Below are 15,529 nucleotides of genomic sequence, written 5' to 3'. Positions count from 1 at the left end.
AATGGCCGATGTCAGAATAAGCAAGGTCATCAAGAAATACGGTGCGCTGCAGATCATACACGGCGTCGATGTGGACATATCCGATGGCGAGTTCGTGGTGCTGGTAGGCCCTTCCGGCTGCGGAAAATCGACATTGCTGCGCATGGTGGCGGGGCTGGAGGAGATTTCAGGCGGCGAGGTGATGATCGGCGGAAAAGTGGTCAATAAGAAGCCGCCGAAAGACCGCGACATCGCAATGGTGTTCCAGAACTACGCGCTCTACCCGCATATGAAGGTTAGGGACAATATGAGCTTTTCGCTGCGGCTGAAGGGCAGGCCGAAGGAGGAAATCGAACGAAAAGTGCGCGAGGCCGCCGAAATTCTCGACCTTGGCAAACTACTCGACCGGTTTCCCAAACAGCTTTCCGGCGGCCAGCGCCAGCGCGTCGCGATGGGCCGCGCCATCGTTCGCGATCCGCAGGTGTTCCTGTTTGACGAGCCGCTGTCCAATCTCGACGCGAAGCTTCGCGTGGCGATGCGCGTCGAGATCAAGGAACTGCATCAGCGGCTTCAGACGACGACCATTTATGTGACGCACGACCAGATCGAGGCGATGACGATGGCCGACAAGATCGTCGTCATGCGCGATGGCCGCGTCGAGCAGGTAGGGCGACCGCTGGAGCTTTACGACCATCCGGCCAACACATTCGTTGCCGGGTTTATCGGCTCTCCATCGATGAATTTCATCGACGGGCGCATCGAGACGCGCGAGGGAAAACAGGTCTTCGTCAGCGACAAAGGGGGCGTGTTTTCGGCACCTGTTTCGTCGGCGAAAGAGGGCCAGCAGGTGACGTATGGGATACGTCCTGAGCATATCGAAATCGCCGCTGGTGGCCAGCAGGCAATCATTTCGGTCCTTGAGCCGACCGGCTCGGAGAGCCAGATTTTCGCGCGCATCGGCGACGATCCAATCAACGCCATCGTGAAAGACCGGATCGATCAGCGGCCTGGCGACAGCGTTCCGCTGAAGATCAACGAAGCCAGAGCGCACATATTCGACAGGGCAGGCGGCCAACGCCTCTGAATATCTGAAAGGGCAGGAGAGATGTTTTTCGAAAAATTCAGGCTCGACGGCAAGGTCGCCGTCATCACTGGCGGCGGGCGCGGTATCGGTCTGGCTTGCGCGGAAGCGCTTGGCGAGGCGGGCGCGAAATTGATCATCATCGATCGCGATGCGGAACTGTTGGCATCCGGGCGCGCAGCGCTGAAGGCGAAAAGGTACGCAGTCGAGGATTTCGTGGTCGATGTGACCGACCCGAAAGCGGTAACGGAGGCCGCCGACAAAATCGTAGAACAACATGGAAGCGTCGATGTGCTAGTCGCAAATGCCGGCATCGCGCGCACCGGTACGGCAGCGGAGGACACACCCGACGAGCTTTGGCTGAACGTCAACGACGTCAACTACAATGGCGTGTTCTGGTGCAATCGCGCCTTCGGGCGGCACATGCTGAAGAACGGCAGCGGCGCGATCGTAAATATCGGCTCCATGTCGGGTTACATCGTGAACCGTCCGCAGAAGCAGACCTATTACAACGCCTCGAAAGCTGCTGTGCATCATCTGACCGCTTCGCTTGCCGCCGAGTGGGCGGACCGCGGTGTTCGCGTCAACGCGGTAGCGCCGACCTATATCGAAAGCGAGATGACCAAGGCGGTGAATCTCGACAAGAGCGTCGTCGAAACCTGGTTGCGCGATACGCCGATGGGTCGCATGGGACAGCCGCATGAGATCGCGTCTGTCGTGCATTTTCTGGCTTGCGATGCATCGAGCCTCATCACTGGCGCAACCGTGAAAGCCGATGCCGGCTTCACCTGTTGGTAGGGCGACGCTATGGAGCTTTCCGGCAAACACGTCGTCATAACCGGTGCAGGAAAAGGAATTGGCCGGGCGACCGCTTTGATGCTGTCCGAGCGCGGCGCACGCGTGACCGCAGTTTCGCGATCCGCCAGTGATCTGGAAGCGCTTGCAAGCGAGATCGGCTGCGAAACAGTGGCGGTCGATCTGGCAGATGCAGAGTCAACGCGCGCGGCGGCGCTAAAGGTTTTTCCGGCCGATTTCCTGATCAATTGTGCAGGCACTACCGAGCTTGAATCGTTTCTTGACCTGACGGTCGAGAATTTCGACCTGCTTTATGCAGTCAATGCCCGTGCGCCGATGATTATGGCGCAGGAATATGCGCGCGACCGGGTAAAGCATGGGGAAGGCGGCGCGATCGTCAATGTCTCCAGCCTTTCGGCCTTTATCGGGTTTCCCGACCATGCAGCCTATTGCGCATCGAAGGGCGCGCTTGACGCCATGTCGCGGGTGATGGCCAACGAACTCGGACGCGTGGGTATTCGAGTCAATTGCATAAACCCGACCGTCACGCTGACGCCGATGGCCGTGAAAGCATGGAGCGACCCGGAAAAGGCCGCCAATATGCTCGCGCGCATTCCTGCCGGGCGCTTCGCTGACCCAAAAGATATAGGGGAAGTGATCCTTTTCCTTCTTTCAGACAAAGCCGCAATGCTCAATGGGCTTTCGATGCCGGTGGATGGCGGCTTTATGGTTGCCTGACGCAACTGCAATTTACTCAAGGACCAAAGCATGACCCGTTTCGACGCCAAACTTTCAAACATTCGTTCGGGCGCCTACAAGCGTTCCGACTTCATGATCGCCGACGCGAAGGATGGCGATATGGGGCCGAGCATTCCGTCTGCTGGTCCGAAGCTCGAAAAGGATTGCTCCTTCACGCGCTTTCGTACGCGACGCGAATTCCTCGACCAGATCAAGGATGTCGTCGATCAGGACATCGTCGACATCATGCTCGTATCGGCGTCCAATCTGGAGGTGCTGGTCGAAGAGGGCGTGTTCGCGCGAAGCCAGGTGAAACCGGCGATCCGCGCCAATGACACGACCGACATTTGGGTCGGGCGCGGGGCAACTTATTCAAAAAAGCCGTCGCGGCCGCATCGCACTGCCTCGCTGCGGGTAACACGCAGACATACCGATCTCGGCCTCTATTCCATGACCTTCAATAATGATCTCGACGCCGATCATGATTCACTCTCGGCCTTCCTCGATTTCGTTGACGATGCGGACGACGAGGGCTTCAAGTACTTCCTCGAAGTGTTCAATCCCAATGTCGAAACCGGAATAGCGCCGGATGTGCTGCCGCATTACATCAATGACTGCATCATCCGCAGCATTGCTGGTCTGACGCGCGCGCAACGCCCGCAGTTCCTGAAGATCGCTTACAATGGGCCGAAGGCGCTTGAAGAACTCGCCTCCTACGATCCGGGCATCGTCGTCGGCGTTCTGGGCGGTGGCGCGGGCACTGCGCGCGATACGTTCGAGCTGCTCTATCAGGCAGAAAAATACGGCGCACGGCTCGCTTTGTTCGGGCGCAAGATCAACCTCGCAGAAGACCCGCGCGCTATGGTCAGGCTGATGCGCGCTGTTGCCGATGGCGACATCAGACCTGAGGAAGCCGTGAAGGCCTATCATGGTGAGTTGCAGAAGCTCGGCCAGAAGCCGCTGCGTTTGCTTGCCGACGATTCGATGATCACCGAAAGCGTGCTCAAAACCGCTTGAAGCATCCATCCGTTCGGGAGGTAAGACATGGCAAAGCGAAAGCGCGGCTTCGTCACGGCCGGGACATGGTGTCTCGACCGCAATCGCAAGATCGACGCATGGCCAGCCGAAGACAGCGTCGGGATAACGTGGGGCCTGGAAGAACGCGGCGGCGGTTCAGCCTGCAATCTCGGCATCGATATGCGCAAGCTCGATCCGTCCGTCCCGGTGGAAACGATTACGCTGGTGGGTGACGATCAGGCAGGCCGTCACTTGATCGGCGAGGCGAAGGAAGCGGGGCTCGATTATACCCAGATGCAGGTGACGCGGGATGCACCGACCCATGTCACTGACGCGTTCATTTCACAAGCGAGCGGCCTGCGAACGCATATTTCCGAGTTCGGTTCGAGCGCGCTGCTGACCCCAGACCATTTCGATCTGGAGGCGACGAGCGGGCGTTACCTGCATCTCGGCCTGCCTGGCATTCACCCTAAGATGGATGTGCCTTGGGATGACGATCCGAATGGCTGGGTGACGGTGCTGAAAAAAGCGCGTGCTGCGGGCATGAAAACCAATCTCGAACTCTGCACGCTTTCGCCGCAGCGTCTTCGCGAACTTATCACGCCCTGCCTCCCGCATCTCGACACGCTGATCGTGAACGACAGTGAAATCGGTGCGCTGGCGGAAATGAAGACCGTAAGCGGCGGGCGTACCGATCTGGAGCAGGCGAGGCGAGCAGCGCGCGAAGTGCTATTGCGCGGATCGATGTGGCTGGTTGCGGTGCATTTCCCGGACGGCGCATTCGCGATGACCCGTGATGGAACAACGACCTTCGTTCCCTCGGTCAAGGTGCCGCCGGATGCAATCGTCGGGCCTAACGGAGCAGGCGACGCGTTCGCTGCCGGTTTTCTGTATGGCCTGCATGAAGACTGGCCGCTGGAAGACGGACTTTGGCTCGGCCATGCCGCCGCGGCTTGCTCGCTGCGCACGGCGGGAACGACGGACGGCGTGGAGAACTGGCGTTCTTGCATCGCGATAGCCGAGCGCTGGGGACGCAAATGCGCCTGAGTTTTCCTTAACAGGCGTGGTGACTACGGATCGAGGGTTCTGTCCGTCAGGCGCCGCCGTGCGTGAATGATATGCAGCTCCATTGCGGCTCTTGCCCATACTGCATCACGCTTGCGGATCGCCTCAACGATGTCGGTGTGTTCGGAGATGACCTTACGCGCGCGATCGGTCGATCCCGAGCGGGTGATCGATAGGGAAATTCCCATGAAGTCGCTGAGGACGACGCCATTGCCCTCCAGTGCGCCACGAAAGAACTCGTTTCCGGTGGCGTCGAGTATGGCGAGGTGGAAGGCCCGGTCGCTTTCCGGGTCGAAAGTGCCATGCCCGATCTGCTGCGCGAACCGTTCATGCGCACGCGCAATATCGGACAGATTCTTTTCGGTTCGGCGCTCGGCAGCCAGCGCGGCAGCCTCGCCTTCGATGGACAGCCGCAATTCCTGATAGCGGAGAAAGCGCGATACATCTGTCAGGCTCGTGACATCGGTCAGATTGTCCGACGGGCGGCTCAAAACATAGGTGCCGCTGCCTCGGCGTGCTTCCACCAGGCCATCGACGCGAAGCCGCGCCAGCGCCTGGCGCACCACTGGGCGCGATACGCCAAAGAGTTCACTCAGGTCGTTTTCGCCGGGCAGGCGGCTGTTTGGAGCAAACGCGCCACTCAGAATTTCGTCCAGAATCCGCCCATAGACCTGATCGGCGAAACTTGACGGCCTTGTCTCGAAAACCATCGGAATCATCTCTAAGTTGGCGTCTCGCCTAATCTACTATCATGCATATCATTGAACCAAGCAGCATAACCCTACTCTAGCGATTGATCCGCAGATTCAGCCGGCGTTCGAAGCGGGTCTGGAAGTATGGCAACTCATGCGCGGTGCCAAGGGCGTAGGCCTTACCGTCGTCAGAGCTGATCTCGCGCACATTGCGTCGGCTGGGATATTTGAGAATTTCGTCGACGATGATATCGACGCCAAGTCCCGGCGCGTCGGGTACCTTCATATGCCCGTCCACGACTTGCGGTACGGGTGTGATGACATCGTTGCGGCCTTCCCAGTCGAACTCCAGGCGCTCAAGCATCAACGCATTGGGGATCGTGGCCATCACATGGAGCGCTGCAAACTCCGCGACCGGTCCTAGCGATCCCGAATGGGGGGCGAGTGTGATGTAGTGGCCTTCGGCCATCGCCGCCATTTTGCGCATCTGGGTAATACCGCCAGCGCGGCCGGTGTCGGGCTGGATAACATCGACGAGACCGCGCTCAATGTAGGGCTGAATGCCCCAGACGGTGCTGACGCGTTCGCCAGCCGCAAGCGGAACGTTGACGGCGTCCCTGACGCGGGCCAGCGCATCGAGATCCTCCGGCGCCACAGGATCCTCATAGAACAGGAGATCGAGGCTCTCCAGTTCGCGCCCGACGGCAATCGCATCCTGCGTCGTCATCCAGGAGGGGCCATGCGCATCGACCATCAGATCGACTTTTGGCCCGATGTGGTCGCGGATGGAAGCGACGAGGTCCAGATCGACCATGCCGGTGAAGCCGACCTTGATGCCGGTGTAGCCGAGTGCCAGCAAGCGATCCGCCTTGGCCGTGTCGTGGGCGTGGCCATAGACGCGAATACGGTCGCGGAACTTGCCGCCGAGCAGGTTCCAGACCGGCTGTCCAAGCGCCTTGCCCTTGATGTCCCAGAGCGCCATCTCGATGCCGGTGAGTGCGCCGCCGCCGACCGTTCCCAGCATGCCGTGCCCCATCATGGAAGCCAGCAGCTTGTGCCAGAGGCGGTCGATATGCGCCGGGTCTTCGCCGATGAGCATCGGTGCCAGGTCCTTGATAGCCGTCTCGATGACGCGCGGCCAGCCGGAGCATTCGCCTACGCCGTGGATGCCCTCATCGGTGAGTATGCGCACGAACAGCCAGTTGCGCGAACCGCCGAAATTTCCGCCCTCGTACTGTCCGGTCGATGCCTTGCTTTTGGCCTCGCCCGGCCCGCCAACCTGCATAAGGTAGGTCTCGATGGCTGTGATTTTCATTTAAGCGGCTCCATCCATCATGCGCGGTTCATCCGTCGAGTCTCCATATTGCTGGCTCGCTGCAAGAAGCAATTTGGAATAGGGGTGCTCAAGCGTACCGGCGCGCAGCCTGTCGGTTTCGACCTCTTCGACGATCCGGCCTGCCTGCATCACGCCCACGCGGTCGCACATATGCGCGATCACCGCGAGGTCATGACTGACCAGCAGATAGGTCAGTCCCCGCTTTTCGCGCAGTTCGTTGAGCAGGTTGAGGATTTCCGCCTGAACCGAAACGTCGAGGGCCGATGTCGGTTCGTCGAGCAACAGCACTTGCGGTTCCAGAATGAGCGCCCGCGCAATGGCGACGCGCTGGCGCTGGCCGCCGGAGAGCTGATGAGGGAAACGGTAACGCAATTCGGGATTGAGGCCGACCGATGTCAACGCCTCGAAAACCGCTTCACGCGAACGCGGCAGACCCTGATTGCGCAAGGGTTCGAGCAATTGCGCGCCGATTGTCTTGCGCGGATGCAGCGATCCATAAGGATCCTGGAACACCATCTGTACCAAACGGTAGAATTCCTTGGGGCGGACGGGGCTCAAGAGCTTGCCGTCGATCTCGATTTCACCGCGGTAGTCCGGGTTGAGGCCGGAGATGGCGCGCAGGACTGTGGATTTGCCGCACCCGGACTCGCCGACCAAGCCGTAGCTCATGCCCGCCTTGACCGAAAAGCTTATGCGTTTAACCACCGTTTGCGGTGGCGAGCCGAGGCGGACAACAACATCGCGGAGATCGATCATGACGTCGTCTCCGCCGCTTCTGTCCAGGAGGGATCCCGCTTCAGTGTCGGCAGGCGCGACACCTTACGGTCGATGGAAGGCAGGGACGCCAACAGCCCTTGCGTGTAGGGGTGTTTGGCCTCGCCAAGTTGCGATGCCGCCAGGGTCTCGACGATGCGCCCGGCATACATGATGATGACACGGTCGCAGAAACGGCGGACCAGATTGAGGTCGTGACTGATCAGGATCAGGCCGAGATTGCGGCGCGTCACCAGCTCGTCCAGCAGGCTCAGCACCTCGAGGCGAACGGTCACGTCGAGGGCGGAGGTAGGCTCGTCGGCGATCATGACTTCGGGCTCGGCAATCAGCATCATCGCGATCATGATGCGCTGACCCATGCCGCCGGAGATTTCGTGCGGATAGAGCCCGGCGACGCGTTCGGGGTCGCGGATCTTGACGGCGTTGAGCATTTCCAGAACCCGCGCCCGCGCTGCAGCCTTGCCGCCTGCGCCAGGATAATGCTGGAGGTAAGTTTCGGCGATCTGTTCGCCGACGTGCATGACGGGATTGAGCGAATATTTCGGATCTTGCAGGATCAGGCCAATGCGGCGGCCGCGCACATGCACCATGTCCTTGTTGCTGGCGCTCAACAGATCGATTTCCTGAAAACGCAAGCGGTCTGCAACGACGCGCGCGGTCGGCGGCAGCAGGCGCATGATGGCGCGCCCGACCGTCGATTTGCCCGAACCGGATTCACCGACGATGCCAAGCTTTTCACGACCGAGCGTGAAGCTTACGCCGCGAACGGCTTTTATCTTGCCGCCGCCGAAGCCTACTTCGAGGTTGGCGGCCTCAATCAGGGGCGCGGTCATTCGCCACCTCGCGCATCGAGCACATCACGAAGGGCGTCGCCGAACAGGTTGAAAGCGAGGCTGACGAGAGCGATGGCAATGCCGGGGGCGGCAATGACCCACGGGCTTTCGATCATGAACTCGCGGCCGCTGGATGCCATCGCGCCCCATTCAGGCGACGGTGGAACAGCACCCAGGCCGAGGAAGCCGAGACCGGCCGCGGTCAGGATGACGCTCGCCATGTTGAGTGTGACGCGCACGATCACCGAAGGCACGCACATCGGCAGGATATGCCGCAAGATGATGGACCATGCCGACGCGCCCTGCAGCCGGATGGCGGCAATGAAGTCCGCCTTGCGCAGACTAAGCGTTTCGGCGCGGGCCAGACGCGCGATCGGCGGCCACGCAGTCAGTGAAATGGCGATAATCGCATTGGTGATGCCGGGCCCAAGTGCTGCGGCAAAGCCAAGTGCCAGCACCAGTCCGGGGAACGACAGGAAGACATCGGTGATACGCATCAAAACCTCGTCCACCCAGCCGCCGAAATAACCGGCGCAGGTACCGATCAGCAAACCGATGGGCGCCACGATTACGGCGACCAATATGATGATGTAGAGCGTAGTGCGCGCGCCGTAGACGATGCGTGAATAGACGTCGCGTCCGAATTCGTCGGTACCCAGAAGATGTTCCCAAGAGGGTGGGGTAAGGCGGTTCGCCATGTTCTGCACGATCGGATCGTAGCCGGTCAGAAGCGGCGCACAAATGGCGACGACGATCAGCAGGACGATGACGGCGAGGCCGACCAGTCCAAGCGGATGTTCGCAAAAGCGCTGCCAACTCACATAGAGTTGCTGAGCGGTAGCCTGGGTTCGGCCGCGGGGGTTGGGCTGCAAGAGCCATCCGCGCATGCCGGTCTGTCGTTCCAAAACCTGTTCGTTCATGACCTTACCGTGTTCTTGGGTCGAGGATGCGATAGAGCGCATCGGAGGCCAGATTGATGATCAAAAAGAGCACGCCAATCATCAAAACCGAGCCCATCACGATATTGATGTCGTTCATCTGGATACCGCGTGTGAGATACTGGCCCACTCCCGGCCAGGCGAAGACGGTTTCGATGAGGACGGCCCCGTCGAGCAATCCGCCGAAGGTGAGCGCGATGATGGTGAGCAACTGCACGCGGATATTCTTGAATGCGTGGCGCCAGATCACCTGTCTCGGCAGCAGGCCCTTGGCTTGGGCCGTAATGATGTATTCCTGCGAAAGCTGTTCCAGCATGAAGCTGCGGGTCATTCGGCTGATATAGGCGACCGAATAATAGCCGAGGATCGTTCCGGGCAGGACGATATGGTTGAGCGCATTCCAGAAGACGTCCCAGTCGCGGCTGAGTGCGGCGTCGATGAGCAGGAAGCCAGTCACCGGTGTAACGAGGCCTTCATAGAAGACGTCGACACGACCGGATGCGGCGAACCAGTCAAGCTTGGCGTAGAAGAAAAGCAGCGCCATCAATGCCAGCCAGAAGCTCGGTATCGAATGTCCAGCCAGACCAATAAGGCGCGCGAGAAGGTCAATTACGGTCCCGCGCTTGACCGCCGCGATTATGCCGAGCGGCACGCCGAGGCCAACTCCGACCAGAAGCGCCACGACTGCAAGTTCGAATGTTGCCGGAAAGACCATCAAAAGGTCGGTGACGACTTTTTGGCCGGTGGTGGTCGATACGCCGAGGTCGCCGCGCAGCGCCTTGCCGACATAGGTCAGAAATTGCTCCCAGACAGGGCGGTCCAGACCGAGTTCCACAAATACCCGATCGTAGACTTCCCGGCTCACCTCTGGCCCGGTAATGGCGATCACCGGGTCATTGGGCAGCAGGCGGCCCATTGCAAATGTCAGCCCCAAAAGACCAAGCAGGGTCGTTGCAATGGCGATGGCGCGGCCGGCAAACCGGCGCGCCAATTGAGACCCGCGCGACGGCTCTGTGCCTTCGAAATCGTCGTCGATGTTCAGCGGCGCGTCCCGCTGGTCTGTGCTGGTGGCGATCATTTTTTGGTTACGTCATGCCAGCGGGTCGACCAGGTCGTATGACCGGCATAGCCCTCGACGTTCGCGCGCATCACGTAAGGGTCGCTGCGCTGGAAGAAGATCACCAGGCCCGGATCCATCTTGCTGTAGATGTCGTCCATCTGCTTGAAGATGTCGGCCCGCTTGGCGGCATCGCCTTCGCGCATCGACTCGTCCACCAGTTTGTTGAGCTCTTCGTTCTGCTGGCCGACGCGCCACAGATAATAGCTGCCAAGCCGAGCTTCGTCGCGGTTGTCGGGATTGTAGGCGTATTGGGTAGCGACCGCGAACGGATCGGGCAGGCGCGCGCCGGAATTGCCGACCAGCACCTCGAATTTGCGTTCGCGAAAGGCCGGGGTGAACTCGCCGGGAACGAGGTTGAGGTCGATGCCCGCTTTGCGAGCGCTGGCCTGCAGTGCCTCGGTGATCGGACGAACCGCGTCGCTGGACGGGTTGAGCGTCTTCTTCAATCCGTTGGGATAACCTGCATCTGCCAGCAGCTTCTTGGCCAGTTCCGGGTCATAGGTGTTACGGTCAAGCGGGTCCGCAGGCGCACCTATCATGCCCTTCGGCACCATCGACTGCCAGGGCGTGCCCAGATACCTCATGATATTGTCCTGTATCGCCTTCCAATCGAAGGCGTGCTGGAAGGCGCGGCGCACTTCCGGCTTTTTGAGATCCGGGTCATTCGTGTTCAGGGCAATGTAGTAGAAGCCGAGCCCCGGTACCTTGTCGATTACCATATCCGGATTGTTGGACATTGCCTCGAGGTCGCCGCTGGACATGTAATGCCCGACGTCAACGTCACCCTTCTCCATCTGCAGGCGCAGATTGCCGGATTCGGGAATGTGCATGACGGCAACGCGCTTCATCGCGGGCGCTCCGCCCCAATAATCCTCGCGTGCGTCGAACATGGCGAGGTTGTTCGGGCGAAGGCGGCTCAGCACGAATGGCCCGCTGCCAGCGGTGTTGGCGGCAAGCCAGCCGGAACCGAAGTCACCATTCGCCTCATGCTCAAGCGCCGTCTTCTTGTCGATGATGCCGACGGAGGAACCGGCCAGCGAGGCGAGCACCAGATCGGTGTTCACTTCTGTCGGCAATTCGATGATGAGCGTATGCGCATCCTGCACGCGAACCAGTTGGTCGACATTATCCTTCGTGAAGCCCCACAGCGCCAGATCGGTGGACCCTACCTGCCCCATCTTGATAATGCGTTGGATGGACCAGGCGGCGTCCTCGGCGGTCAGCGGGTTTCCGCTGGAGAAGGTTGCGTCCTCACGCAACTTCATGGTGATCGTCTTCTTGTCGTCGGATACGGACCACTCTGTTGCAAGCATTGGCTCAAGCTTGTCGATGCTTGAAGGCTTCGTCTGCACGAGATTGTCATAGGCGTTGGACATCAACTCGGAGACTGTGCGGGCATTGTTGGCCGCCGGGTCCAGTGTGCGGATGCCGCCGATATTGGTGCCAATCACCAGCATGTTCGGAGGTGATTTGGCGAATGCGTCGGCGCTTGCAAAAACTGCGACTGACGCAAGAAGCGCGGCGGCTATCATATGTCTCATCGTGCATCTTCCTCCCATTAGGTCCGGTCCGAGATTACGAACCGGCTAAATCGCTGAAAATTTTCATGGATAGCCGAACGAACCGTCCGGTTTCACGGGCAGCGTCCGCTGCCAGTGAACGTAGTGGTCTTTCTCGAGATATTTTTCATCGATCTCGACACCCCATCCGGCGCGGTCCGGCCGCAGTTCGAGATGGCCGTCCTTTGGCAGATACGGGTCCTTCACATAGGCCACCTCAGTCGGCAGCCGGTACTCGAGAATCTTGAAGTTCGATGTCGCTGCAGCAAAGTGCAGGTTGACCGCGGTGGCCAGCGGTCCCATCGGGTTGTGAGGGGCGATCGGCACAAAATGAGCCTCGGCGATTGCGGCGATTTTCCTCATTTCGAGCAGACCGCCGACGACGCAGATGTCCGGCTGCGCAATGTCACAGCCGCGCGCCTGAAACAGCTTGAGGAACTCGTAGCGGCTGTAGAGGCTTTCGCCGGTGGCGAGCGGACATTGGATCTTTGAACGGATTGCGCCCCAAGCCTCGAAATTCTCCGGCCTGATAGGCTCTTCGAAAAACAGCGGATCGTAGGGGGCCAGCGCATCGCCGAGCTGAATCGCCTGCCAGGGCTCAAAAAGCTTGGCATGTGCGTCGAAGGCAAACTCGAAATTCGTTGGCGCCATTTCGCGCAGTCGGCGAAAATAGTCGGCGCTGGTGCGTACCACTTCGCCCCAGCGCTCGGCATGAAAATCAACGCGGTAAGGGCTGAGCTTGAAAGCGGTCAGGCCGTATTTCTCGTTCTGAGCCTGGACAGTATCGATCGCTATTGCCGGGTCTGGCGCTGTGTAGACGCCAAGATAGACGCGAACACGGTCGCGCACTTCGCCGCCTAAAAGCCGGTAGACCGGCACATCGAGCGCCTTGGCGGAAATGTCCCACAGGCAATGGTCGATGGCCGAAAAGGCGGAAAGATGCATCGCGCCGCCGGGGAACCGAGCCTGTTGCTGAAGCTTCAGCATCAGATATTCGATGCGGCGGGGGTCTTCGCCTTTAATCTGCTCGAAGAAATAGTCGAGGATCGGGATCAGTCCCCTGTCGGGACCGTGATTGTAGCACTCGCCCCAACCTGTAATTCCGGCATCCGTGTCGATCGCGACGACGACGCGCGGCCGGTTGGCATCGCGCGTCATAAAGCTGCGCAATCTAACAATTTTCATGCCACACGATCCTCCCTGGTAGCAAATCGAGGCTAGCCACGCCTTTTCAAGTTGTCAATTATCTTTTCATCTTTGCTTGACTGTTGGCCGGGATATTGTTCATATGATTTATAAATCGGCTGCTGTGCAGTGCCAGTCTGACGCGGGCAAGACGCATATCGAGTTGGTTTTCTAGCCAGCTCCAGGGAGAAAAATGATGGAATTCGAGGAATATCGCCGCGTTCTGCATGGCATTTCGGGCGTGCACGTCACCGCGTACGATGACCGGGGCGAAATCGAACCGAAACTGACCGGGCAGATCGTTTCGGACATCGCTGGGGCAGGTGTCCATAATGTCGTGTCGGGCGGCAATACCGGCGAGTTCTACAGCATGACCGCCGACGAGGTGATGCGGCTTCAGGCAATTGCGATCGCTGCCGTCGATGGCCGGGCAGCGGTTACGGCTGCCGCCGGGCGTTCCGTTCGCGAAGCAATCGCCGTTACCCGCGCCGCCAAGGCCGAAGGTGCGGATGGCGTCATGGTTCATCATCCTCTCGACCCGTTTGCCGCGCCGCATTCGCAGGTCGATTACTTCCTGGCAATTGCCGAAGCGGTGGATTTGCCGCTGGTTGCCTATGTGCGTTCGGACCTTATCCCGATCGACGAGATGGTTCGACTGGCGACCCATCCGGCTGTGGCAGGGGTCAAGTTCGCATCGACGAACACGATGCTGTTTGCCGATTGTGTTCGTGCGACCAAGGGCTCGGACGCAACGTGGATTTGCGGCCTTGCGGAAAGCTGGGCTCCGCCATTTTACGCGCTGGGTGGCAAGGGCTTCACATCCGGGCTCGTGAATGTTGCGCCGGAACTTTCGCTGGCGGTATGGCGCGCTCTTGAGGCCGGCGATTATGTGACCGCGCGCGCCTATGTTGACCGCATCGCGCCCTTCGAGATCATGCGTACAAAATATCGCAACGGGGCAAATGTTACCGTCGTGAAGGAAGCGTTGCGGCTGCGCGGTGCGGAGGTGGGCGCAGTGCGTCTGCCGGGCTTGCCGGAGCTTGACGAAGCCGACCGGCGAGCGCTGGGCGCAGTGCTCAACGATTGGAAGGAGGCCGTGACGGCCTAATAACTGTCGCCGGCCACCCTGAGGAGAGGGCGTCGGCGATCATGATAACAACGGGAGGAAAAGTCATGACTTACGATATTTCACGTCGCCGTTTTCTTGCCGGGGCGAGTCTCGCTGCCGGAGCCGGGTTAGTTCTGCCGCGTGGGGCATTTGCCCAGGCTGCAAAGCTTCCGTCATCGCCTGTCACACTGAATGTCATCGATGCCGCTGGTAACCTAGCGCTAACGCAGCCGATCTTCGACAATTTCGCATCCGAACATAGCAATCTCGTTTCGCGCTTTACCTTCAACAAGGCACCGGCACCTGAACTGCCGGGCAAGATCCGCGCTCAGCAGCGCGCCAACCGCGTCGATATCGACATGGTTATTATCGGGCCTGACGCGCTTTCGGCGGGGCTGGCCGACGACATCTGGACAGACATCATCGCGCTGCCTGAAAACGGCCTGCCCAATCTGCAGGACATCTATCTCGACCCGGCCTGGCGCATGCAGGAGCAGGGACAGGGCAAGGGCGTCGTCGTCTCCTATTATCCATCCGGCCCGCTGCTTGAATACATGCCGGAGCGTGTTCCGAACGTGCCGAAGACAGCCGAGGAACTGCTGGACTGGACGCGCCAGAACCAGAACAAGTTCATCTACGCACGTCCGGCCAACTCCGGCCCCGGCCGCACCTTCCTGATGGGCCTGCCTTATCTGCTTGGCGACTCCGATCCGAAGGATCCGACCGGTGGCTGGGAGAAGACCTGGGAGTACCTGAAAGAGCTCCACAAGAACATCGAATACTACCCGGCAGGCACCGGCGCGTTGATGAAGGAATTCGGCGAAGGCACGCGCGACATTACGGTGACGACGACCGGGTGGGATATCAACCCGCGCGCGCTCGGCGTCGTGCCGGCCGAAGCTGCCGTAGGCAAGCTGGAAGGCTTCCATTGGGTTTGCGATGCTCACTACTTCGCAATTCCAAAAGGCGTTTCGGAAGAGAAGATCGCGGTAATGATGGAGCTCATCAAGTTCGCGCTTCAGCCCGCGCAGCAGGCCTATTCTTATGATGCAGGCTACTTCTATCCCGGCCCGGCGGTCAAAGACGTAACGCTGGAGATGGCGCCGCAGGAGAGCCAGGATATCATCGCCGAATATGGCCGTCCCGAATATGAAGACTGGATTGCGAACAATCCCATCGAGCTTCCGCTGGAGCCTGAAGCGCTGGTTGTCGCGTTCCGGCGGTGGGACGAGGAAGTCGCGGGGGCCTGACCCCGGCCGTCCTTCCCATATTTTCATGCTGCGGGTCTTATCGGCCCGCAGCGACAAAT

Annotated in this window: 15 protein-coding genes; 7 read left to right on the top strand and 8 right to left on the bottom strand. The window is 59.8% G+C overall.

Annotation, left to right across the window (positions count from 1 at the left end; translation table 11 throughout):
• The first annotated feature begins 1 nt into the window (after position 1).
• The 5 genes from ABFT80_RS19985 to ABFT80_RS19965 are packed head-to-tail and all read left to right on the top strand — an operon-like array spanning position 2 to position 4,657.
• Positions 2-1,063, top strand: a complete 1,062-nt coding sequence (locus ABFT80_RS19985) for an ABC transporter ATP-binding protein (protein WP_347973705.1) — start codon at positions 2-4, stop codon at positions 1,061-1,063.
• A 21-nt stretch (positions 1,064-1,084) separates the two neighbouring features.
• The gene (locus ABFT80_RS19980; protein WP_347973704.1) at positions 1,085-1,858 is read left to right on the top strand and encodes an SDR family NAD(P)-dependent oxidoreductase; all 774 of its coding nucleotides are present in this window, start codon (positions 1,085-1,087) and stop codon (positions 1,856-1,858) included.
• A 9-nt stretch (positions 1,859-1,867) separates the two neighbouring features.
• Positions 1,868-2,593 (top strand): SDR family oxidoreductase, encoded by a 726-nt coding sequence (locus tag ABFT80_RS19975; protein WP_347973703.1) that lies wholly within the window; start codon positions 1,868-1,870, stop codon positions 2,591-2,593.
• Between the two features lie 30 nt (positions 2,594-2,623).
• Entirely contained in the window at positions 2,624-3,610 is a 987-nt protein-coding gene (locus ABFT80_RS19970; protein WP_347973702.1) for a beta/alpha barrel domain-containing protein, read from the top strand.
• Positions 3,611-3,637: 27 nt separating this feature from the next.
• A complete protein-coding gene (locus ABFT80_RS19965) occupies positions 3,638-4,657 on the top strand; it encodes a carbohydrate kinase family protein (RefSeq protein ID WP_347973701.1) in 1,020 nt (339 codons plus the stop codon).
• Between the two features lie 23 nt (positions 4,658-4,680).
• On the opposite strand, the gene ABFT80_RS19960 is transcribed toward ABFT80_RS19965, so the two are convergent.
• From ABFT80_RS19960 to ABFT80_RS19925, 8 genes are all read right to left on the bottom strand, one after another.
• On the bottom strand, positions 4,681-5,385 hold the full coding sequence (locus tag ABFT80_RS19960; RefSeq protein WP_347973700.1) for a FadR/GntR family transcriptional regulator: 705 nt from the start codon (positions 5,383-5,385) through the stop codon (positions 4,681-4,683).
• A gap of 76 nt (positions 5,386-5,461) precedes the next feature.
• Positions 5,462-6,682, bottom strand: coding sequence for a mandelate racemase/muconate lactonizing enzyme family protein (locus tag ABFT80_RS19955; protein WP_347973699.1), 1,221 nt, complete (start codon positions 6,680-6,682; stop codon positions 5,462-5,464).
• Positions 6,683-7,459 (bottom strand): ABC transporter ATP-binding protein, encoded by a 777-nt coding sequence (locus ABFT80_RS19950; protein ID WP_347973698.1) that lies wholly within the window; start codon positions 7,457-7,459, stop codon positions 6,683-6,685.
• Positions 7,456-8,310: an ABC transporter ATP-binding protein gene (locus tag ABFT80_RS19945; RefSeq protein ID WP_347973697.1), complete on the bottom strand. Its 855-nt coding sequence runs from the start codon at positions 8,308-8,310 to the stop codon at positions 7,456-7,458. The genes ABFT80_RS19950 and ABFT80_RS19945 overlap by 4 nt, the downstream gene beginning before the upstream one ends.
• The gene (gene nikC / locus ABFT80_RS19940; RefSeq protein WP_347973696.1) at positions 8,307-9,230 is read right to left on the bottom strand and encodes a nickel transporter permease; all 924 of its coding nucleotides are present in this window, start codon (positions 9,228-9,230) and stop codon (positions 8,307-8,309) included. The genes ABFT80_RS19945 and nikC overlap by 4 nt, the downstream gene beginning before the upstream one ends.
• A 4-nt stretch (positions 9,231-9,234) precedes the next feature.
• Positions 9,235-10,326 carry an ABC transporter permease gene (locus tag ABFT80_RS19935; protein WP_347973695.1) on the bottom strand — a complete coding sequence of 364 codons (1,092 nt, stop codon included), beginning with the start codon at positions 10,324-10,326 and terminating at the stop codon, positions 9,235-9,237.
• The gene (locus ABFT80_RS19930; protein WP_455189975.1) at positions 10,323-11,900 is read right to left on the bottom strand and encodes an ABC transporter substrate-binding protein; all 1,578 of its coding nucleotides are present in this window, start codon (positions 11,898-11,900) and stop codon (positions 10,323-10,325) included. The genes ABFT80_RS19935 and ABFT80_RS19930 overlap by 4 nt, the downstream gene beginning before the upstream one ends.
• A 72-nt stretch (positions 11,901-11,972) precedes the next feature.
• Complete coding sequence (locus ABFT80_RS19925; protein ID WP_347973693.1) at positions 11,973-13,112, bottom strand: mandelate racemase/muconate lactonizing enzyme family protein; 1,140 nt, start codon at positions 13,110-13,112, stop codon at positions 11,973-11,975.
• A 196-nt stretch (positions 13,113-13,308) separates the two neighbouring features.
• Between ABFT80_RS19925 and ABFT80_RS19920 the strand changes: the two genes are divergently transcribed.
• A complete protein-coding gene (locus ABFT80_RS19920; protein ID WP_347973859.1) occupies positions 13,309-14,220 on the top strand; it encodes a dihydrodipicolinate synthase family protein in 912 nt (303 codons plus the stop codon).
• A gap of 65 nt (positions 14,221-14,285) precedes the next feature.
• A complete protein-coding gene (locus ABFT80_RS19915; RefSeq protein ID WP_347973692.1) occupies positions 14,286-15,470 on the top strand; it encodes an extracellular solute-binding protein in 1,185 nt (394 codons plus the stop codon).
• Positions 15,471-15,529: the final 59 nt, after the last annotated feature.

The organism is Foliimonas ilicis (genome assembly GCF_039939195.1).
In the GTDB taxonomy this organism is placed as follows: domain Bacteria; phylum Pseudomonadota; class Alphaproteobacteria; order Rhizobiales; family Rhizobiaceae; genus Foliimonas; species Foliimonas ilicis.
The sequence above is the reverse complement of the archived record's forward strand: the minus strand, read 5'-3'. Positions and strand labels throughout refer to the sequence as shown.